Origin of the sequence: Arthrobacter sp. fls2-241-R2A-172 (assembly GCF_030208885.1) — a bacterium.
In the GTDB taxonomy this organism is placed as follows: domain Bacteria; phylum Actinomycetota; class Actinomycetes; order Actinomycetales; family Micrococcaceae; genus Arthrobacter.
This window is the reverse complement of record NZ_JARVTB010000002.1, coordinates 53,174-72,127: the sequence shown is the minus strand read 5'-3', so window position 1 is coordinate 72,127 and position 18,954 is coordinate 53,174. Positions and strand designations below refer to the sequence as shown.

General features: G+C 61.4%; 19 protein-coding genes and 1 pseudogene. 8 read left to right on the top strand and 12 right to left on the bottom strand.

What is annotated here, in order from left to right; genetic code table 11:
- Positions 1-33 precede the first annotated feature (33 nt).
- Positions 34-615, bottom strand: coding sequence for a TetR/AcrR family transcriptional regulator (locus tag QRM57_RS03235; RefSeq protein WP_284985585.1), 582 nt, complete (start codon positions 613-615; stop codon positions 34-36).
- A gap of 88 nt (positions 616-703) precedes the next feature.
- Here QRM57_RS03235 and QRM57_RS03230 point away from each other — a divergent pair, with 88 nt between their 5' ends.
- Complete coding sequence (locus QRM57_RS03230; RefSeq protein WP_284985584.1) at positions 704-1,645, top strand: proline dehydrogenase family protein; 942 nt, start codon at positions 704-706, stop codon at positions 1,643-1,645.
- 284 nt (positions 1,646-1,929) lie between these two features.
- On the opposite strand, the gene QRM57_RS03225 is transcribed toward QRM57_RS03230, so the two are convergent.
- The 3 genes from QRM57_RS03225 to QRM57_RS03215 form a co-directional block, all read right to left on the bottom strand.
- Positions 1,930-2,604 (bottom strand): DUF1345 domain-containing protein, encoded by a 675-nt coding sequence (locus tag QRM57_RS03225; RefSeq protein ID WP_284985583.1) that lies wholly within the window; start codon positions 2,602-2,604, stop codon positions 1,930-1,932.
- Between the two features lie 91 nt (positions 2,605-2,695).
- Positions 2,696-3,280, bottom strand: a complete 585-nt coding sequence (locus QRM57_RS03220) for a helix-turn-helix domain-containing protein (protein WP_284985582.1) — start codon at positions 3,278-3,280, stop codon at positions 2,696-2,698.
- Between the two features lie 532 nt (positions 3,281-3,812).
- Positions 3,813-4,538 carry an EAL domain-containing protein gene (locus tag QRM57_RS03215; protein ID WP_284985581.1) on the bottom strand — a complete coding sequence of 242 codons (726 nt, stop codon included), beginning with the start codon at positions 4,536-4,538 and terminating at the stop codon, positions 3,813-3,815.
- Positions 4,539-5,093: 555 nt separating this feature from the next.
- On the opposite strand from QRM57_RS03215, the gene fliG reads away from it, so the two are divergent.
- On the top strand, positions 5,094-6,128 hold the full coding sequence (gene fliG, locus QRM57_RS03210; RefSeq protein ID WP_284985580.1) for a flagellar motor switch protein FliG: 1,035 nt from the start codon (positions 5,094-5,096) through the stop codon (positions 6,126-6,128).
- A gap of 159 nt (positions 6,129-6,287) precedes the next feature.
- Entirely contained in the window at positions 6,288-6,887 is a 600-nt protein-coding gene (locus tag QRM57_RS03205; RefSeq protein WP_284985579.1) for a DUF1345 domain-containing protein, read from the top strand.
- Positions 6,888-6,896: 9 nt separating this feature from the next.
- Here the strand turns inward: QRM57_RS03205 and QRM57_RS03200 are convergent.
- A pseudogene (locus QRM57_RS03200) lies at positions 6,897-7,901 on the bottom strand (intradiol ring-cleavage dioxygenase).
- Between the two features lie 165 nt (positions 7,902-8,066).
- The gene (locus tag QRM57_RS03190; RefSeq protein WP_257368254.1) at positions 8,067-9,008 is read right to left on the bottom strand and encodes a LysR family transcriptional regulator; all 942 of its coding nucleotides are present in this window, start codon (positions 9,006-9,008) and stop codon (positions 8,067-8,069) included.
- A gap of 120 nt (positions 9,009-9,128) precedes the next feature.
- Here QRM57_RS03190 and QRM57_RS03185 point away from each other — a divergent pair, with 120 nt between their 5' ends.
- The 3 genes from QRM57_RS03185 to QRM57_RS03175 are packed head-to-tail and all read left to right on the top strand — an operon-like array spanning position 9,129 to position 11,754.
- Positions 9,129-10,121, top strand: a complete 993-nt coding sequence (locus QRM57_RS03185; protein WP_284985576.1) for a DUF1852 domain-containing protein — start codon at positions 9,129-9,131, stop codon at positions 10,119-10,121.
- 20 nt (positions 10,122-10,141) lie between these two features.
- Positions 10,142-11,179, top strand: a complete 1,038-nt coding sequence (locus tag QRM57_RS03180) for a methionine synthase (protein WP_284985575.1) — start codon at positions 10,142-10,144, stop codon at positions 11,177-11,179.
- A 2-nt stretch (positions 11,180-11,181) separates the two neighbouring features.
- On the top strand, positions 11,182-11,754 hold the full coding sequence (locus QRM57_RS03175; RefSeq protein WP_284985574.1) for a flavin reductase family protein: 573 nt from the start codon (positions 11,182-11,184) through the stop codon (positions 11,752-11,754).
- A 143-nt stretch (positions 11,755-11,897) separates the two neighbouring features.
- Here QRM57_RS03175 and QRM57_RS03170 read toward each other — a convergent pair whose 3' ends face one another.
- The gene (locus tag QRM57_RS03170; protein WP_257368258.1) at positions 11,898-12,155 is read right to left on the bottom strand and encodes a hypothetical protein; all 258 of its coding nucleotides are present in this window, start codon (positions 12,153-12,155) and stop codon (positions 11,898-11,900) included.
- A complete protein-coding gene (locus QRM57_RS03165) occupies positions 12,152-12,277 on the bottom strand; it encodes a hypothetical protein (RefSeq protein WP_284985573.1) in 126 nt (41 codons plus the stop codon). Before QRM57_RS03165 ends, QRM57_RS03170 begins: the two co-directional genes overlap by 4 nt.
- A 273-nt stretch (positions 12,278-12,550) precedes the next feature.
- On the opposite strand from QRM57_RS03165, the gene QRM57_RS03160 reads away from it, so the two are divergent.
- Positions 12,551-12,757 carry a DUF4177 domain-containing protein gene (locus QRM57_RS03160; RefSeq protein ID WP_257368260.1) on the top strand — a complete coding sequence of 69 codons (207 nt, stop codon included), beginning with the start codon at positions 12,551-12,553 and terminating at the stop codon, positions 12,755-12,757.
- A gap of 164 nt (positions 12,758-12,921) precedes the next feature.
- Here QRM57_RS03160 and QRM57_RS03155 read toward each other — a convergent pair whose 3' ends face one another.
- Both QRM57_RS03155 and ppsA read right to left on the bottom strand, forming a co-directional pair.
- On the bottom strand, positions 12,922-13,764 hold the full coding sequence (locus QRM57_RS03155) for a pyruvate, water dikinase regulatory protein (protein ID WP_284985572.1): 843 nt from the start codon (positions 13,762-13,764) through the stop codon (positions 12,922-12,924).
- Complete coding sequence (ppsA, locus tag QRM57_RS03150) at positions 13,765-16,164, bottom strand: phosphoenolpyruvate synthase (protein ID WP_284985571.1); 2,400 nt, start codon at positions 16,162-16,164, stop codon at positions 13,765-13,767.
- A gap of 343 nt (positions 16,165-16,507) precedes the next feature.
- On the opposite strand from ppsA, the gene QRM57_RS03145 reads away from it, so the two are divergent.
- The gene (locus QRM57_RS03145; RefSeq protein ID WP_257368263.1) at positions 16,508-16,627 is read left to right on the top strand and encodes a carbohydrate-binding domain-containing protein; all 120 of its coding nucleotides are present in this window, start codon (positions 16,508-16,510) and stop codon (positions 16,625-16,627) included.
- A 57-nt stretch (positions 16,628-16,684) separates the two neighbouring features.
- Here the strand turns inward: QRM57_RS03145 and QRM57_RS03140 are convergent, their stop codons facing one another.
- A complete protein-coding gene (locus tag QRM57_RS03140; RefSeq protein WP_284985570.1) occupies positions 16,685-17,680 on the bottom strand; it encodes a Gfo/Idh/MocA family protein in 996 nt (331 codons plus the stop codon).
- Between the two features lies 1 nt (position 17,681).
- Positions 17,682-18,881 carry a Gfo/Idh/MocA family protein gene (locus tag QRM57_RS03135; protein WP_284985569.1) on the bottom strand — a complete coding sequence of 400 codons (1,200 nt, stop codon included), beginning with the start codon at positions 18,879-18,881 and terminating at the stop codon, positions 17,682-17,684.
- Between the last annotated feature and the right edge of the window lie 73 nt (positions 18,882-18,954).

The following is an 18,954-nucleotide window of genomic DNA, read 5'->3' as shown; positions in this document are numbered from 1 at the left end:
GGCTGCCGGGTGCGAGCCATCCGGTGGCCAGAGCTATTTGGTGCGTTCCAAGAGTCGGTCGATGGACCTCTCCTGTTGCTCAGTGGAATAGCTCTCGGTGTCAAGCAGCGACACTGCGTTAAGTCCCTCGCTCAACGCCGAAACGTCCACCGCAAAGGATGTGACGTCGTCGTGGGTCCAGTCTGGTCGTGCTGCCGCAGCCAGCCTTTCAATGCGGCGCAGCAGCATCCGGTTGCCCTGCCGGTGATGTTCCGCAATGTCCTCATCGGCAACGGCCGCAGCGAGGAAACTGACCCAGACCCGCGCTTCGTCGCTGGCGCCGCGGCGACCTGCGGGCAGGGCGCGAACGACATCCTGGAGGGCGGTGAGAGGGTCCGGTGCATTGGCCTCTACCTCTTCAAGCCGGGCAACGGCGCGTTCGGTCAGTGTCTTGCGCGCATGGACAAGAAGGTCACGCTTCGTGGGGAATGTATGGAACACCAGCCCGGTGGTGCATCCAGCCTCCTTCGCCACAGCACTGGCTGTGAGCCCAGTCAGTCCGGTCCGGGTCAGCACCGTCCATGTGGCCTCTGTCAGGGCGCGTTTTTGTTTCTCGACGTCACGTGTTCTCGGCATGTCACTTCCCCTTCGACAGGCAATACGATACCGTAGCGCACAATACGGTAGTGCCGACTACGGAATAACCGCAGAGAATGGGAGAGCAATGAACGGGAGTGATCGTGAGGCAGCAGCGGATGTGCTGCGAGCTTGGGCGCTGGACGAAGATCTGAAGGAAAAGGTGATGACCTCGCCCCTGCTGGCACCCGTTGCCTCCAGGATCGCGCGCCAGTACTCGGCTGGCGACACCGTGGCCGACGCCGTGGAGGCAGCTCAGCGCTCGATGTCACGCGGGCACGGGGTCAGTATCGAATACGCCGGTGAAAGCGTCCGCGATGCCGACCTGGCCCGTCATGAAACAACCGTTTTCCTGGAGCTGATCAGCGCACTTCGGGAAGCAAATATTGCAAGCACCGTTTCTTTCGACCTCTCCCACGTCGGGCTGCTCCTGGGCCAGGATCCAGCAATGGAGAACGTCCGCGCGATGGCCAAAGCCCTCGCGCCGTTGGGCACATCGCTCATGATCTCTGCGGAGGGCTCGGACCGTACCGACCTGGTCCTGGACACCTATGACGCCCTCACCGCGGAGGAACAGCCAGTGGGGATCACCATCCAAGCGCGCCTGCACCGCAGTGCAGCCGACCTGGAACGAGTGCTGGAACACCCGGGCGTCATCCGCTTGGTCAAGGGAGCATTCCTCGAACCGGCCGACCGGGCCTACCCGCGTGGGAGCAGCGAGCTACAGGACGCATACCTCCGTTTGGCGGGCCGCATCCTGGAGGCTGGGCACCCGCTGTCCATCGCAACCCACGACGCAGCACTGATCGGGGAACTCACTACAGAGCACCCGGACCTGATCAGTCGGCCGGACGTGGAATTCGAAATGCTGCTCGGGCTGGGCACCGCCACCTTGGACCAATTGCGCAAGGACGGCTACACCACGCGGGAATATTCGATCTTTGGCGATCAGTGGTGGTTGTACGTCCTGAACCGCATCGCAGAAGAACCCGAACGGGTGTTCACGGCACTCGTAGCTGCCGCTCAATAGACGGGGCCCCTCCTGCCGACAACCCGCGCGCAACAAATCAGTGCCATACAATCCGCGGCCACAGGGGTTACGCCATAGGGGAAAAATATCTGGACACGGTCGCGCGAACGGCCGATGAACAGTGCCCGAAAGCGTGAGGAACCACGGTGTGGACCTGGCCGGAGTGCTGGCCGCTAAAGTCGCCCGAGAATTCTCCATGGCGCTCGGGGCCTCCTCCGGCAGTGACTTGGACCGCAAGTAGCCGGGCCAGTCGGGAGGATCCTGGAGCTTCAGCGCTGGGGTCCCTAGCGAATCAGCCCGGCGACGAGGTTGATCGTGGTAGCGAGGACGATGGTGCCAAGGAGGTAGGACAGCAACGCTTGGCGCAGAACTGTGGTGCGGATCGCGTCCGTCTTAAGGTCGGTGTCCGAGACCTGGAAGGTCATACCAACCGTGAAGGCAAGGTAGGCGAAATCCATGTAGCGCGGTTGTTTGCTTTCGTTGAAGTCCACACCGGTTTTGTCCCGGTAGTAAATGGATGCGTAGCGCAAGGTGAAAAGGGTATGGACAAGAAACCAAGAGAGTGCCACGCTGCCAACGGCCATGGCGATGATCGCGGCCTTTTTGCCTCCCTCGGCGTCGGCAGCGTCCAGCAGAATCAAGGCAACGCCGGCGAAACTGGCAATCGTTGCACTCAGCACCAGCGCATCCGCCCCTGCCCGTCCAGGGTCTTCGCGCCGGGCGTGTGCGGCTGTCGCAGATGACTGGAGCCTGCCTATGACCGTCCAGACCCAAACCAGATACGTTACGGACGCCGCGGCCCATCCGATCGCCGGGGCATAGGCCCAAGACTTCAGCAGACCGACCATCAAGGCAGTTACCAGACCCACGGCGATCATCACCGCGACCCGCAGTCTCGAGTGATGCGCTGTTGCATCAAAGTCCCGTTCGGGCTTGGTGGAGCCGTTGCTTTCGGTCATATCCGATCATCTCACCGGGAACGTCAATTCCCGCGTTGTTCCCCTGAACGATATGAGTTTTGGGCCCCCGACAGCACTGGGTCCAGCGACGTCACAAGCCGATCACCCTTCTGAGGCCAAACGAAATGATCCGTGCAAGTTCCGGGTTGTCCTGAAGCTCGCTGAGCGTAAGTCCAGTTTCTTTGATTGCGCGGCGCATCGCCTGTAAGTTCGCAAATCCACTGGCCTCGGCAATATTTGCCAATGAACGTCGCCACGAACCGGGCTCCGCAAAGAGTTCCAGAGCCTCCACGGTTCTCAGTGTCCGGATGTATTTGTTGACCGGGAGGGCTTCGTCCTCGAAAAGATAATAGAGGGCCCGACGGGACAGAAAGGAGTAGGCCACAACTTCATCAACGTCCAATGCCGGGTTCCTGTAGTTCATCCGAATGAACTTCTTGACCGCTGCGATGCGGGCCGGCTTCATGTCGGAATCGCCGGCCGGTGCTTCCAGGAGTGAACCGATCAAAGCTGTCATCATGGACCGGAAGACCGGCTGCAACCGCGGTAGGTCCCGTCCCAGATCCGGCTCCTGCCAACTGCACAACGCTGGCAAAATCAGTCCGCGGACCATGGGATGCGTCCGGATATCGCCGAGACCCTCCAACCTTTTCATCGACTGATCGTCCAAGCCCATCAGTTGACGGTCGAATTGGATTCTTACGGCGCTAAGACCTGATGGGGCATGGAAGCTCCCTGGGTAAGAGTGGTCCATGAACCGGACGGTGCCAGGGGCGATCTCCTCAGAGCGACCGGAAAAACTGAAACCCGTGCATGAACTTCGGAAATACAGTAACCAGTTCTGGGAACGGGCGGGAGCCCTCCAACGGCAGTTGGCGGGTTCGTTGCTGACATCCACGAGACTGAAACCGGGCCCACCAAGGCTCAGGGCAGTGGGGTTAAAGCCTGGCCGGACCAGTGTTTCGGTCTTTTCAAGCCGTGCTGGCGTATCTATCGCGTTGCCGTACCAACACCTCCAGTGTTCAAACTTCTCCTCCAGGTTCAAGTCCATCGGCACGCTGTAATGCGTGAGTCCTTCCGGGGATGGGTCGATGTCGCTGGTCGAGGGTGAGGATTTCATGAAGTGACGCCTTTTGGCTGCTGGACAACCGTGGTTCGAGGGAAACTCAAGGCAACGAAGCAAGCGAGTGCAATGAGGACTTATAAGTCTAGGTGCTGGCGGCCTGTGGGTCGTGGTTCCGCCATTTGCTCCACTCCTCGGGATGGACGGTGGGCTCCCCGAGCAAATATCCCTGCCCCACAGGGACTCCGAGCTCCATCACTGCGGCGAGTTCTCCCACCGTTTCGAGACCTTCAGTGACCAGGGTTGCACTAATACCTTCGGCGAACTTGACCATCGCGGATCCAAATGCCTTCTTCGCATCGTCCGCGTCGAGTCCGGCGACGATTGTCCTGTCGAGTTTAATAAAGTCGGGCCTGAGTTGAAGTACATGCCGCATCGAAGCGAACCCCGCTCCCGTGTCATCGACGGCGATACGCAAGCCGGCTTCTCGCGCCCATGCCAGGGAAGCCTTGAGACTCTCATAATCTGTCACTGCGCAGTGCTCCGTCAGCTCCAAGACGATCCTTGTCGGCGTAACCCGCGACTCTTCCAGCAGAGCGACCATCCGCCGGTCAAGACAGGCTGTTGGGGAGAGATTGACGGAAACAAAGAGATGATTCGGCAATTCCGCAGCGGCGTTGAGCGCCGTTTTCATGGCCAGGAACTCGAGCTCAGCCGCGCATCCTGACGAGGCAGCGTCAGCGAACCACTCCTCTGGTGACCTGTCGGGTTCCCCGGAAAAGCGAGTCAACGCTTCAACGCCCACCACGTGGCCGTTGCTAAGGTCACGGATCGGCTGGAAAGCCGTTGACAGCGTCCGGCTTGCGATCAAATCCCGAACTCGAAGTTCGGCGGCTATCCCAGGCCGGCCCCCACCACCTTGCCCAGCCAACCCGCTGGACTCCGATGTGCCTGACCGCCTCCAGCGCGTCAGCCATGACAGCAATGATCCAGCGCGCTCCCATCGCTTGCCGGGCGCCAAGCGAGGACAGCTCGCTGTTTCCTCGCTGGATCCTATTGTTCTCCGGCGCATGCCCCGCCCCCAGACTTCTTGTTGGCCCTAAAGATCAGCATTGCAAAACACTATGGTTCCTTCGCCGGCCAGCGGATCGGCATCAGCTTCACATCGTGCAGTAAGTGCTGCCTGGCGGTATCGATTCGTGCACGGCAGACAAGATATCGCCGCTCATTGCACTCGTTGAGTCCTACAAGGAGGTTTTCTGCACTGTTCGTCATCAGAACTGCGGGGCAGCCCTTGGCCCGGGGCTAGTCTGATGAGTATTCCCGACCGTCCGGTCTCCCCCAGACAGGACGGGCGGGTCTGTGCAATGCCGCACCGTGTTCGTTGCAAATCTCCCTTTCGCACCCTGACAGATCGGCCGGTTGCATGAATTCTGTAGAAGCTGCGGCCCCGGCTTCAACCCTGACTGGCGCGCAAAAAGTCGCAGTGGTGTTGATGCAGCTAAGTCCTGCCGGTGCCGCCTCTGTGTTCGCCCGCTTCTCCGAGTCTGAGGCTGAAGAAATTGCGGCCGAAATTGTCCGCCTCCAGCGTGTCCCGTCTGCTGTGGCAACCTCAGTCGTCAATGAATTCCACGACTACGTCAAGAAGGGCCGCCGCTCCGCCCGTGGAGGTCGTGACTTCGCTGCAGGGCTACTCGAAGCGTCCTTCGGTACAGACAAGGCCGCTGGTCTCATGGACAGGCTCACCGGTGTGATGGTAGGCAAGTCCTTCGAGTTCCTGGAACCTATGGCGATCGAACAGATAATCGCACTACTCGACGGCGAACTGGCACAAACCACGGCCCTTGTGCTCGCGCATCTACGACCAAGCAAAGCATCAGCCATTTTGACGGGCCTGGATGACAACCTGGCCGTTGAAGTCTCATGCTGCATCGCCACCATGGGTCCAGTAGCACCGGAAGTGATCGCAACAGTCGCGGAGGTCCTTCGGGAGCGCGCCGGTTCGGCAGCAAAGCTGGCAAGTTCGAACGAAAACCTTGGCGGCGTTCAACCTCTTGTGAACATCATCACGCGCACAGACTCAAGAACCGAGCGCACCATCCTTAACGGCCTTGATCAGGTCGACGTCGAACTGGCGGGTGAGGTCCGGGCGCAAATGCTGACGTTCAAGGATCTGGTCAGACTGGACCCACGCGACCTGCAAAAAATTCTGCGCAGGGTAAGTCCAGAGAGCCTGGCTACTGCACTGAAGGGAGCTCCCGTCGTCGTTCTGGAATCCGTGAAACGCAACATCTCCGAACGCAACCGGGAAATCCTGCTCTCCGAAATGGCAAACTCCGGGCCAATAAGAGCTTCACAGGTTGAAGAGGCCCGGGCTCAAATCGTCCGCCTCATACGGGACGAGACCGCATCCGGCACCATGGTGATCCATCGCGCCGAGGATGAGGACTACATAGACTGACCCTCGACATCGAATACTAAGTGTGCTTAGCATTGCGTGGGTAAGCACACGGTTTGGTGAGCAAGCTCAGGGATCAAGAATTCCCGGCTGGGTCCTTCATATATGCATAAACCCAGAGGGCAGCCTCTTATATGTCGCACATTGATCGCAAGGCCCTGATTGCCGCCCACCGGACTGGTTGTCGCGCTCGCTCCGGCACCGCTGGGTGCTCCCGAACTTGCGCCCTTGATCGGGTGGTCTGTCGCAGGCTGCGTCTTCCTGACCTGGGCCTGGATCAAGGCGTGGCCCGCCGGCCCGGAGGCCACAGGTGAACTCGCCCGCCAGGAAGATCGCTCTCGACAACTTGTTGACTCCCTTATCACCGGCGCGACGTTCCTCAGTCTTGTGGCGGTTGTCTTTGCCTTGATCCGCAGCCAGCAAAAAGATCCAATAGGCGTGGCCGCCGCGCTACTGGCGGCCCTCAACGTGGTGCTCGCATGGGCCCTCGTCAACACCGTCTACGCGTTCAAGTACGCCCGGATGTACTACCACGACGACCATCATCGCTTCCGCTTCAACCAGGACGAGGAACCGTCGTACAGCGACTTCGCCTACGCAGCATTCTCAATTGGCATGTCTTACAGCGCGAGCAACGTGAAGGAGTCATCGACCGCATCCCGCAAGATCGCCTTGGGACACGCGCTGCTTTCTTACTTCTTCGCCACCTTCGTCGTCGCAGTCGCCATCAACCTTGTCGTCAGCCTGGGACAGTCCGGTTAAACGGTCCGCTTAGGCAAGCGGGGCCCCGGTGGGTGGGGTTCCGCCAGGGCCGCCTCCGGGTGGCATTCCGCCGCCCGGGACGCTGCCGGCACTTGGAGTGGTGGTGGTGTCGACGGCGGCGGTAAGGGCCACCTGGTAGCCGGAAGTGGTGTCGCCGGTAACCTGCGCGAGTTGGAACTCACCCCCATCGTCGCCAAAGACGTTGTCCGAGGTCAGGCTTACCCGGGAAAGGTTAGAGCTTGAACCCTTGTATTCAGACAACGCGTACACCTTTTCGCTGATGTCCTGGGGCAACGCGACCTGGGAAGTTGCAATGGCCTTGGTCGAATCAGTGATGTCGTCCACGGTGGGGTACACCTCGAAGTGGATATGCGGCCAACGCCCTGTGTAGCAGGCGGGGTAAATCGAGGAGTAGGTGACTTTCCCATCGCTGTCGGCGACCTGTACTCCGCGGAGGTAGATTTCGTTCTGGATGCCTTGGGAGTACATCGAATACCCGCCCTCGGCATTGCAATGCCACACATAGACAGCTGCGTTCTTAAGGGGGACGCCACCGTTTGCCATGTCAAGGATTGTGAGGGTGAGCGTCATGGGCACGCCGGCTGCCGTGGTCCCGCCGCCGACGCTGGAGCGGATGTCACTTCGCACGATGCCTGACTGTTCAAGAACGTCCGCACCGTTGGAACCATCGCCAGGATAAGGCCCGGCAGTCTCGTCAGGAATCTCAGTCAAACCGGAAGCGCCCGTGGCGGACCCAGTGGAAGCGTTGGCCGTGGAGCTGGCGGCCGGGGTCTGGGCACTGGTGCTACCCGTGCTGCCGGGTGAGCAAGCAGCAAGGGCGACTGCGCCCATGCCGGCTCCGAATATCCCTAACATCGACCGGCGGCTTACTCAAGTCCCAATGTCGAAGGCAATGCCTTGGTCGACGACCTCGTCGTCGACTCGGTGGAGCGCCCGTCCCTCATACATGGGACCGTTGACGCTGTACTCGGGTTCAGGGATTCTGCTGCTCATGGTTCCTCACTCGACTGCTGGTATCAATGCTTACAGCCTTCATTGGCAATCAAGGGTCGGACTGTGGTGAAGCTGTGTTGCGCCTTTGAAGCGTGGCCGGGTTATAAACATTGCAAGCCACATCAGAGCATAGATGTCCTCCCTGCCCCGCTCGCTCAATCGCCGTCAGTCGAGCAGCGCTACGCCAAACTCTGCGACGACAGCCCGCAGTTCCCCGAGGTAGCGCTGCGCCTGGTCGGTTAGCGGAATTGCGGCGTGGCCGATCCAGCCGATCTCGATGCGTTCGTCAACGTCGAGCGGGATGGCGACGATCTCCGGGTCGAGCTGCCCGCTGATGATGCCCGTCGAAATCGTGTATCCGTGGAGCCCGATCATGAGGTTGAAGATCGTGGCGCGGTCAGAGACCCGGATCTCCTGCTTACTGGACAAGGTGGAGAGTATTTCCTCGGCGAAGTAGAAAGAATTGTTCGCGCCTTGATCGAAGGTCAACCGCGGCAAGCCGGCGAGATCATCGAGGTTCGCACGCTCCTTTGCAGCCAGCGGGTTCTTCCGTGAAATGAATATGTGCGGATCGGCGAGGAAAAGCGGAGTGAACGCGAGCCCGGACTCCCTGAGCAGCTTGTCGATGACTTTCCGGTTGAAGTCGTTCCGATAAAGGATGCCGATCTCGCTGCGGAGTGTCCGGACATCCTCGATGATGTCCCAGGTGCGGGACTCACGCAGTGAGAACTCGTATTCGGCTACATCAGAGGCCTTGACCATCCGGACGAAGGCGTCCACCGCGAACGAGTAATGCTGCGTTGACACCCCAAGCAGACGACGCCGCGGCGGCCTGCCAAGGTAGCGCTGCTCGAGGAGGGCGAACTGCTCCACGACCTGCCTCGCGTAGCCGAGGAACTCTACGCCGTCGGCGGTGAGGGTGACTCCGCGGGCGGAGCGAACCAGGAGCGAACGGCCAACCCGGGCCTCAAGGTCCTTCATCGCGGCGGACATTGTCGGCTGCGCTACGTAGAGAAGATCGGCGGCCGCGGAGATCGATCCCTCAGCGGCAACTTCTATGAAGTAACGGAGCTGCTGCAAGGTCAATCCGCTCGAAATTTGGGCCATAGGGAGATTCTATATGCACGCATAGCAACCACTAGTTACCTGATAGCCCTCGGAAGGTTGCACCATGGATACACCACCTTCTGAAAGGCCGTCTCCGGCCATCAACAACGGATTGGCAACATGGCAGACGACTTCAGCTTCAGCATCACCACGACCCCCTTCAACGAGGACTACTCCCCGTCGGAAGGCTCGAGGATCACGACGAATTTCGCCAACCTGGCACGTGGCGAGCACCGCCAGGAGAACCTCCGCAACGCCTTGACCATGATTCGGCGCCGCTTCAACGATCTCGCAGACTGGGACAACCCGGACCGGGACCGTTACACGCTCGAGCTTGAGATCGTTTCCGTGCACATAGAGTTCACTGCGGAAGGTACGGATCAGCGGTTCCCGCTGTTCGAGGTTCTCGACATCCAGATCGTCGACCAGCTGAACGGCGTCCGCCACCAAGGAATCGTGGGAAACAATTTCTCCTCCTACGTCCGTGACTTCGACTTCAGCGTCGTCCTGCCGGCTGCAGCAGCAGAAGCCGGCAAGCCCGTTGTTCCCGAGGACTTCGGCGATCTTCACGGCAAACTGTTCCAGCAGTTCCTCGATTCCCCGGCATGCCAGGAACGCTTCCCGCAGTCGCCAGTGGTGTGCATCAGCGTCTCCACGAGCAAGACCTACCGGCGAACGGAAAACCGCCACCCCATCCTGGGCGTCGAGTACCAGCAGGACGAGTTCTCGCTGACGGACGCGTACTTCGCGAAGATGGGGCTTCAGGTCCGCTACTTCATGCCGCGAGGCAGCGTGGCGCCGCTCGCCTTCTACTTCCGCGGCGACCTGCTCAACGACTACTCCAACCTGCAACTCATCGGCACGATCAGCACCATGGAGACCTTCCAGAAGATCTACCGCCCGGAGGTCTACAACGCGAACTCCGCCGCCGCCGTCGTCTACCAACCGAGCCTGGGAGAGCAGGACTACTCACGGACCCAGATCGCTTACGACCGCGTCGAGCGCAGTCAGCTCGCGATCACTCAGGCGAAGTACACGGAGGAACACTTCATCACGCCCCACAAGGATCTATTGGACCAGTGGACCGCCAAACACCCCGCTCTCGTCAACTGACCCACGGAGAATCGTCAATCATGAACACACTTTTGCCCACCACCGTTGTCGGAAGCCTGCCCAAACCGTCCTGGCTCGCACAGCCGGAGACCCTCTGGTCCCCCTGGAAGCTGGAGGGAGATGCGCTGCTCGAGGGCAAGCAGGATGCGCTGCGCATCGCAATCCACGAGCAGAGCCGACGCGGCATCGACATCGTCAGCGACGGCGAGCAAACCCGCCAGCACTTCGTCACCACCTTCATCGAGCACCTCAGCGGGGTCGACTTTGAACAGCGCAAGACCGTGCGCATCCGCGACCGCTACGACGCGAGCGTGCCCACCGTCGTCGGACCGGTGCGCCGCGAGCGGCCGGTATTCGTCGAAGACGCAAAGTTCCTCCGCGCAACCACCGACCAGCCGATCAAATGGACTCTTCCCGGTCCAATGACCATGGTGGACACGCTCTACGATGACCACTACAAGAGCCGCGAGAAGCTGGCCTGGGAGTTCGCCGCGATCCTGAACCAGGAGGCGAAGGAACTGGAGGCGGCCGGCGTGGACATCATCCAGTTCGACGAGCCCGCGTTCAATGTCTTCCTCGATGAGGTCAAGGACTGGGGCGTGGCTGCGCTTGAGAGAGCGGCAGAAGGCCTGCGCGCGGAGACCGCCGTGCATATCTGCTACGGCTACGGGATCAAGGCCAATAATGACTGGAAAGCGACGCTCGGCTCACAGTGGCGGCAGTACGAGGAAACCTTCCCGCTGCTTCAGAGCTCCAGCATAGACATCATCTCGCTGGAATCCCAGAACTCCCACGTGCCCATGGACCTCATCGAGCTCCTCCGCGGCAAGAAAGTCATGCTCGGGGCAATCGACGTCGCAAGCGAGACGATCGAGACCCCGGAAGAGGTCGCCGACACCCTCCGCAAAGCACTGCAGTTCGTCGATGCGGACAAGCTCATCCCCAGCTCCAACTGCGGCATGGCACCGTTCCCCCGGGATGTCGCCTTGGCCAAGCTGAGTGCTCTCAGCGCAGGCACGAACATCGTTCGCGAGGAACTCTCCCGCAGGGTCTCATAACGATGTTTCACGCCTACCCCACAGACACCTGGCTCGAGGCTCCGAAGCAAAGCTTCCCGTCCTCCCTTTCGGCTGACGAATTCAAAGCACTGTTCCGTGGCCACCCAGGAGGTGTCGCCGTCATCACGGCGGATGCCGGCGAAGGACCGGTGGCACTGACGGTCTCATCCGTGGTGTCAGTGAGTGCGGAGCCTCCGCTGTTGATTTTCTCGGTCTCGGCACTGTCCTCAGCGTCGAAGGTGCTTTCGCGAGCGGAAACCGTCGTCGTTCACCTGCTGGACGCCCACGACGTCGACCTGGCGAAGTTTGGAGCGACGCCAGGCGCCGACCGCTTTGACCAGACGCACCGCTGGTCGGCCCTTCCGACCGGCGAGGCCGTGTATGACGATGTCCGCGCCTGGGTGCGCTGCGCCGTCATCAATCGTATGGAAGTGGGGACCTCCACCATCATCGCCGTCCACGCTTTGGAGTCACACGTGATGCGTGACGTCCAAGCCGGCGAGCCCGCCGATGCTCTGGTCTACCACAACCGTTCATGGCACCGTCTGGGCGAGCATTCGAGGCTCGAAGGCTGAGCGGCACAGCATCAACGTGAGGCGGAAACCCGAACAGGCTTCGCCAACAAACGTTTGCACAAAAGGAGGCCGACGGCGGCACAAAGTGTCGTCGTCGGCCTCCTTTCAAAGCCGCGTATTGCCATCAAGCACAGACGCCGCGTTTAGGCTGCCTTGCAAAACGTGACGTAGCTGCCACCGACTGGGTCTTTGTGGACGCCGAGAACTGTGACGTAACTGCCACGGGAAACGTTTCGGTTGCCGGGGGCGGTGACGTAGGCACCTTCACTATGCGTCCGGGAAAGGGCAGTCGGCAGGGTTACGTAGCTGCCGCCGATCAATGCGGTTTTGGACACGGTGACTGCCGCAGCTGCGTCGGAGGCGGGTGCGGGCGTTGCGGGACGTTCAGTCAGTAAAGTCATGGGTTCTCCTTGGGGTTCAGGATCATGGCCAGTCCGGGATTCCAGTACCGCTCAAGCGGAAGGGTGTTTGCGGTTGTGGCGCGCCCTGCCGGCCCGGGAATGTTCACCGGTGCGGTACTCAAGGGCGGCTCTGGCCTATACCCAGCTTACCTCCTTATTTTGAGTTGATCAAAATAAGTAGGGAGAGTCACCTACCAGCGCGGCAGGACGGGCACGCGACCTTCGGCCTCGATGAAACCGCTGAATGAGCTTTGAAGAAATTGGATCCGATCAGGTCCGTTCCCTCCGGTATCCCCCCGTTTGAAGCCACAACGGAGACAGCGGTGTCATCCCAGCAGCCCGGTGGCCATCCAGTAGGATTGCCGACAACTGGCCAGATAGGGAGGAAACGGTCTATGCACTACGTCGTCTTGCAGGTCATTCTCAAAGAAAAGCTATGGGGAACTGGCTCGGGTAACTTGACCGAACTGGAGAGGACCATCAACGCTCAGGCGTCCAAGGGTTACCGGCTGCATACGATTACCACCTCCAGCAGCGGGAGCAAGGGGCTTGGCGGCGGCGACCGTATCCAGGCCACCATGGTGTTCGAAAGCTTGACATAGCGGACAGCATCGCGAACCTGCAATGATCAGGTGAAAGTCCCAGGGTCGACCCTTCGCAACGAGGTCGCTGGCACAAACGCCGTTCACCAGAACCTTGACTACGGCTACTTCCGGATCAAGCCGTAAGCGACTCACCGACCACACGCTCCCGAAGCCTCCGATTGTCAGTGGTGCAGTTGCATGCGTTGAAGGACCGTGGCGGAAATTTCTTCCACGGACATGGAGGCGGAGTTCACGTAGGGGATGTTGTTGGCCCGGTACATGTCCTCCGCGTTGCGAAGTTCAAAGGTGCATTGGTTCAGCGAAGCGTAGTTGCTGCCCGGCCGGCGTTCCTGGCGGATTTGGCTCAGCCGGACGGGCTGGGACGTAAGGCCAAAGCATTTGTCCGCGAACGGCAGCAAGGGTTTAGGCAGCGCCATGACATCAAAGTCCTCTTCGACCAACGGGAAGTTCGCTGCCAGGATGCCGTGCTGCAGGGCAAGATACATCGTGGTGGGTGTCTTCCCGCAGCGGGAGGGCGCGATCAGGATCAGTTCGGCGCGTTCGAGCGCACGGAGCGACTGGCCGTCGTCGTGTTCAATGGCATATTCGACGGCGGCCATGCGGGACTGGTACCGGACGGCGTCGCCGACGCCGTGTGCCTGGCCCGGTTTTCCGTTGGCGGCCGCGCCAAGCGTTTGTTCGAGCTTCCCGATGTGGGACCCGAACAAGTCGAAGAACTGACCCCGGCTTTCCGACAGCACGGCACGAATGTCCTGTCCCACCGCAGTGGAGAAAATGATCGGGACAGGACCGGAGGCTGCCACCTTGTCGATGACCGCTACCACCTCGCGGGCTTGCTCAATGGTGGTGATGAAAGGGATGGTGCGCCGTTCAAGCCGCTGCCCGGGAAACTGGGTCAACAAGGTGTTGCCCAGCGTTTCGGCAGTGATACCGGTGCTGTCAGAGAGGAAGAACACCGTAGGGGCGGACGCTGCGCCCGCCCCCACGGTTTGGTTGTCTGCCACTTAGACCGTGGTGCTGGTGGTCTTAGCCAGGCGCAACCAGGTCTCGGTGACTGCGTCCGGGTTCAGCGAGATGGAGCTGATGCCCTGGGCAAGGAGCCACTCCGCGAAGTCCGGGTGGTCGCTGGGTCCCTGGCCGCAGATTCCGACGTACCGGCCTTTGGCGCGACAAGCACTGATGGCCATCTCCAGCAGCTTGGTCACTGCCGGGTTCCGCTCATCGAAGCCGTCAGCCACCAAGGCAGAGTCCCGGTCCAGGCCCAGGGTGAGCTGGGTGAGGTCGTTGGAACCGATGGAGAACCCATCGAAGTACTCCAGGAATTGGTCCGCAAGGAGCGCGTTGGCAGGCAGCTCGCACATCATCACGATCTCCAGCCCGTCCTCGCCGCGCCGCAGTCCGTTGGCGGCGAGGAGGTCGATCACGCCACTGGCCTCCTCCAGAGTCCGTACGAACGGGACCATGAGCTTGATGTTGCTCAGCCCCATCTCGTTTCGCACGTACTTGAGCGCTTCGCACTCGAGCTCGAACGCCTGCCGGAAGGCCGCGGACAGGTAGCGGGACGCGCCACGGTACCCGATCATCGGATTCTCTTCCTCTGGTTCGAACGCAGGACCGCCGATCAGGTTGGCGTACTCGTTGGACTTGAAGTCAGAGAGTCTGATGATCACCGGTTCAGGGGCAAACGCGGCGGCGATGGTCGCGATACCTTCAGCCAGACGGCGGACATAGTAGTCGCGCGGGCCCTGATAGGCCGCAGTCTTTTCCTGGATCAACCGGACGGTGTAGTCATCCAGGCTTGCCGGTCGCTCGATCTCGCCGGCGACGGCCAGCAAGGCGTTGGGGTGGACCCCTATCTGCCGGTTGATGATGAACTCAAGGCGGGCCAGACCAACGCCGTGGTTGGGGAGCTTGGCGAAACTGAACGCCTGCTCCGGGGTCCCGACGTTCATCATGATCTTCACCGGGGCCTCGGGCATAGTCTCCAAGCTGGTTTCCTGGAGCGTGTACTCCAGCAGCCCTTCGTAGACCAGCCCGGCTTCGCCTTCGGCGCAGGAGACTGTCACGGGAGTGCCGTCCTTGAGGATCTGGGAGGCGTAGCCGGTTCCGACGACGGCGGGAATCCCCAGTTCGCGGGCGATGATCGCAGCGTGGCAGGTCCGCCCGCCACGGTCCGTGACAATCGCGGCGGCCTTCTTCATGATCGGTTCCCAGTCCGGGTCCGTCATGTTCGCCACCAGGACATCACCCTCCTGGAAGGAGGCCATCTGCTCAATGGAGGACAGCACCCGGACCTGCCCGGCGCCGATCCTCTGACCGATCGCGCGGCCTTCGACCAAAACCGTTGAACGCTCAGCGAGCGTGTAGCGGGACGTGACGCCCGCTGCTTTGCGGGACTCCACGGTTTCGGGCCGCGCCTGCAGGATGTAGAGCTCCCCATCCACCCCGTCCTTACCCCACTCGATATCCATGGGACGGCCGTAGTGCTGCTCGATCGCTACGGCGTGGCGTGCAAGCTGCTCGACTTCAGCATCCGTAAGGCTAAAACGGCTCCTGGAATCTTGGGGCACGGGAGTGAAGTCAATGGTCCTGCCAACTTCGTCCGAATCCGTGTACACCATCTGCACGGCCTTCTCCCCCAGCCCGCGCTTGAGAACTGCCGGCCTGCCAGCCGCCAATGCCGGCTTGTAAACATAGAACTCGTCAGGGTTCACGGCCCCCTGGACCACGGCCTCGCCGAGGCCGTAAGAGGAGGTGATGAAGACCGCATCCTGAAAACCGGTCTCTGTGTCCATCGTGAACATCACACCGGAAGAGCCGACGTCGGAACGCACCATCCGCTGCACACCGGCCGAAAGTGCCACTTCCGAATGCGTGAAGCCGTGATGAACGCGGTAAGCAATCGCGCGGTCGTTGTACAGGGATGCGAAAACGTCCTTGATAGCCAGCAGGATGTTGTCGATCCCGCGGATGTTCAGGAACGTCTCTTGCTGGCCGGCAAAGGAGGCGTCAGGAAGGTCTTCGGCTGTTGCGCTGGAACGCACCGCCCATGACACATCCCCGCCATGCTCCTCGGTCAGGCGCTGGTAGGCCGCGCGGATTTCCTCTTCGAAACCGGCAGGGAACGGCGTCTGACGGATCAGGTCCCGGATCTGCCCGCCGACCTTGGCCAAAGCGGCCACGTCGCCGCTGTCCAAGCCCTCCAGGATGGCTTCAATCCGTGTATCAAGCCCCGACTCCGCCAGGAAACGCCGGTAAGCGTCCGCCGTCGTCGCGAATCCGTCCGGAACCTTCACCCCAGCCGAGGCGAGATTCCGAACCATTTCCCCGAGTGATGCATTTTTGCCGCCAACCTGGTCAAGGTCGGTCAAGCCAAGCTCAGAAAACCAAAGAACGTTAGTCATAAATTGTGTCCTCCATTGGGCACGCTCTGACAAGCGCTGAAAAAACTAGGTCTTGCAAGGATCAGGGTCCTTGCGGCTGGAAGCAAATGAAAGTGACCCATGCAACAGCCTCAACAGGTAACGGAAAGTCACTGGACTGGCTTTTCAGACCAACCTCATGGCATAAATCAAATCCCGGCTGCCACGCGGCACCGGGATCGCTACGGGCCCACTTCGACAGCAACGACCTGACCTGGGACGCCGCCTCGGAGGTGGCAGCCAGCCTTTCCGACGGCGGCAGCAGAGTCTCGTCGCCAGCCTCCCGTCGCCAGCCTCCACGGGCATAGCGGTCGATGGCAACACCGTGACCATCAGCGCCACCGGCACATACCGGTTGAGCGGCTCCCTGACCGACGGCAGGATCGTGGTGGCCGCCGGTGACTCGGACACCCTCCGGATCATCCTCGTGCTGAGCACCCGGTAGCTGCGGGCAGCAGGCGCGGGAGTTGACGCTGACTCCCTACCTGGTGCGACCTTGGCCTCAGTACTTGATCGGCTCCATTCGGCCTGAGCGCAGGGAGAACACGGCAGCTTCGGCAATCGCTTGGGCTTTCAGGCCGTCCTCAAGGGAAGGAATGGAAGCCACGTCGCCTTTCAAGGAGGACACGAACGCAGCGAGGGCCGCGGCATACGTCGGTTGCACGCGCTCAAACCAACCGGGGTGAAGCCCGTCGTCCACCACAGTGCTGCCAGAGTATCTGGACACTGCGCCGTTTCGGTGCCGGCGGGCTTCCACCATCCCTTTGGAGCCCATGATCTCGATCCGTTCGTCATAGCCGTAGCCAGTGCGACGCGCGGAATCGATCTGGACCAATGCCCCGCCGGGGAGCCGCAACGTGACCGCGGAGGTGTCGACGTCGTCGTACTCCGCGATGCCGGGCTCCGCCAGGGCCGAACCCATGGCGAAAACCTCCACCGGGTCCAGGCCGGAAAGCCAGCGAGCGAGGTCGAAGAAGTGGACGGTCTGGTCGCGCATCTGGCCGCCGGATACGGCGATGTAGGACAAAGGCGGCATGGACGGGCCTCGGGAGGTGAGCTGGATGAGCTCCACTGCGCCGATCTCCCCCGAGTCCACTACGCGTTTGAGCTCGGCATAGTCGCGGTCGAAGCGGCGGTTGAAGTCCACCATGACGGGCACGCCGCTCTCCTGTGCGAAGGTGGCGGTCTCGCGTGCCCGGTCCAGGTCCAGGTCAATGGGCTTCTCGCAGAGCGCGGCGATTCCGACGGCGGCGGCCCGGCGGAGGTGCCCGGCGTGCGTATCGGTGGAGGACGCGATGAAGACGGCGTCGATCGCCTGAGGGTCGAAGACCTCCTCAAGGGTGGTGGCAGCCGAAGCGCCATGCGCGGCGGCGAGGGTCTGTGCCCGTTGTTGGTCGACGTCGTACACCAGTCGGAAGTCGATCCCGGGGTGGGCTGCGAGGTTGGCTGCGTGGACGGAGCCGATGAAACCGGCTCCGAGGAGGGCGAAACGGGGCATGTCAGAGTGCTGCTTTCTCCAGGTCAAAATTCTTCAGGGCAGAGGCGGGGATTTTCCAGGCGGAGTCATCGTGATGCGATGCCGCGACGGCTTCGACGAACTGAACGCCGATCAAGCCGTCAACGCCCGTCGGGAAGGACAGTTCACGCCGGGGGATCGGCGTTCCATTGCGGCGGGCGCGCAGCACCTGAGCCAGGTCCGAGTAGAAATTGGCGAAGGCCTCAAGGAAGCCCTCCGGGTGGCCGAGGCCCACGCGCGTGAGCCGGGACGCGTCGTCGTGCAAGGTGCTGAGCCCGTGCGTGAGGATGGTGGTGGCCCCTGCGAGGTCCTGGACCTTGAGGTGGTGCGGGTCCTCGTGCTGCCATTCCAGGCTGCCCTTTTCGCCGTAGACCCGGATGCGGAGCCCGTGGTTATGGCCAGTAGCCGCCATGCTGGCCCACAGCCGCGCGGGAACTGAGCCGGTCAGTTCAAGTTCCACGGTGGCGTTGTCGAAAACGCGCCGCCCAGGCACGAACGTCTGCAAGCGGCCGGACAAGCGTTTCGCTTCGAGCCCGGTGATGTAGCGGAGCAGATGGAGGGCGTGGGTGCCGAGGTCTCCCACGACACTCGGGAACCCAGCAATGTCAGGGTTGGTGCGCCATTTGGCTTGTTTGTGGCCTTCGTTCTCGAGGGGTGTTGCTGCCCAGCCCGATGCATGCTCGACGTCGACAAAACGAATGGCGCCCAGCTCGCCGTTGCGGACCATCCGCGCGGCTTGCCGCACCATGGCGTAGGCCGAATAGCAGTGGGGGACAGCAAGGATGGCATCGTTCTCCTCCGCGACCCGGACCAGCTCGGCCGCAGTGGCAGAGTCCCGGGTCAGGGGCTTCTCGCACACCACGGAGATGCCCCTTTGCAGGAACGTCCGTGCGATCTCGAAGTGGCTGTCGTTGGGCGTCGCCACAACCACCACGTCCACACCGTCCTCACGGGCGGCCTCAGCCTCGGCCATCTCCTGGATGTCGCGGTAGTTGCGTCCCGATTCGACGCCGAGTTCGACGGCGGTGGCGTGGGAACTGCTCTCATCGCGCCCGAAAATTCCTGCCCGGAGATCGTAGTGGCCATCCAGCCGCATGGCGTAACGGTGGGTCTTGCCGATGTCGGCGCCCGGACCGCCACCAACCATTCCGGCGACCAACTGCCTCGAATTGGGTGCACTCATTGAAGATCCTCTTTGACTCTTTGGAATTACTTGGACCGGTCCATAATGGAGGTGACGAGCAGGCCCAGTCAAG

Excerpts from the sequence above, each read along its gene's own strand:
- QRM57_RS03235 (WP_284985585.1), bottom strand. The coding sequence starts at position 615 with ATGCCGAGAACACGTGACGTCGAGAAACAAAAACGCGCCCTGACAGAG.
- QRM57_RS03230 (WP_284985584.1), top strand. The coding sequence starts at position 704 with ATGAACGGGAGTGATCGTGAGGCAGCAGCGGATGTGCTGCGAGCTTGG.
- QRM57_RS03225 (WP_284985583.1), bottom strand. The coding sequence starts at position 2,604 with ATGACCGAAAGCAACGGCTCCACCAAGCCCGAACGGGACTTTGATGCA.
- QRM57_RS03220 (WP_284985582.1), bottom strand. The coding sequence starts at position 3,280 with ATGGGCTTGGACGATCAGTCGATGAAAAGGTTGGAGGGTCTCGGCGAT.
- fliG (WP_284985580.1), top strand. The coding sequence starts at position 5,094 with ATGAATTCTGTAGAAGCTGCGGCCCCGGCTTCAACCCTGACTGGCGCG.
- QRM57_RS03190 (WP_257368254.1), bottom strand. The coding sequence starts at position 9,008 with ATGGCCCAAATTTCGAGCGGATTGACCTTGCAGCAGCTCCGTTACTTC.
- QRM57_RS03185 (WP_284985576.1), top strand. The coding sequence starts at position 9,129 with ATGGCAGACGACTTCAGCTTCAGCATCACCACGACCCCCTTCAACGAG.
- QRM57_RS03180 (WP_284985575.1), top strand. The coding sequence starts at position 10,142 with ATGAACACACTTTTGCCCACCACCGTTGTCGGAAGCCTGCCCAAACCG.
- QRM57_RS03175 (WP_284985574.1), top strand. The coding sequence starts at position 11,182 with ATGTTTCACGCCTACCCCACAGACACCTGGCTCGAGGCTCCGAAGCAA.
- QRM57_RS03170 (WP_257368258.1), bottom strand. The coding sequence starts at position 12,155 with ATGACTTTACTGACTGAACGTCCCGCAACGCCCGCACCCGCCTCCGAC.
- QRM57_RS03160 (WP_257368260.1), top strand. The coding sequence starts at position 12,551 with ATGCACTACGTCGTCTTGCAGGTCATTCTCAAAGAAAAGCTATGGGGA.
- ppsA (WP_284985571.1), bottom strand. The coding sequence starts at position 16,164 with ATGACTAACGTTCTTTGGTTTTCTGAGCTTGGCTTGACCGACCTTGAC.
- QRM57_RS03140 (WP_284985570.1), bottom strand. The coding sequence starts at position 17,680 with ATGCCCCGTTTCGCCCTCCTCGGAGCCGGTTTCATCGGCTCCGTCCAC.
- QRM57_RS03135 (WP_284985569.1), bottom strand. The coding sequence starts at position 18,881 with ATGAGTGCACCCAATTCGAGGCAGTTGGTCGCCGGAATGGTTGGTGGC.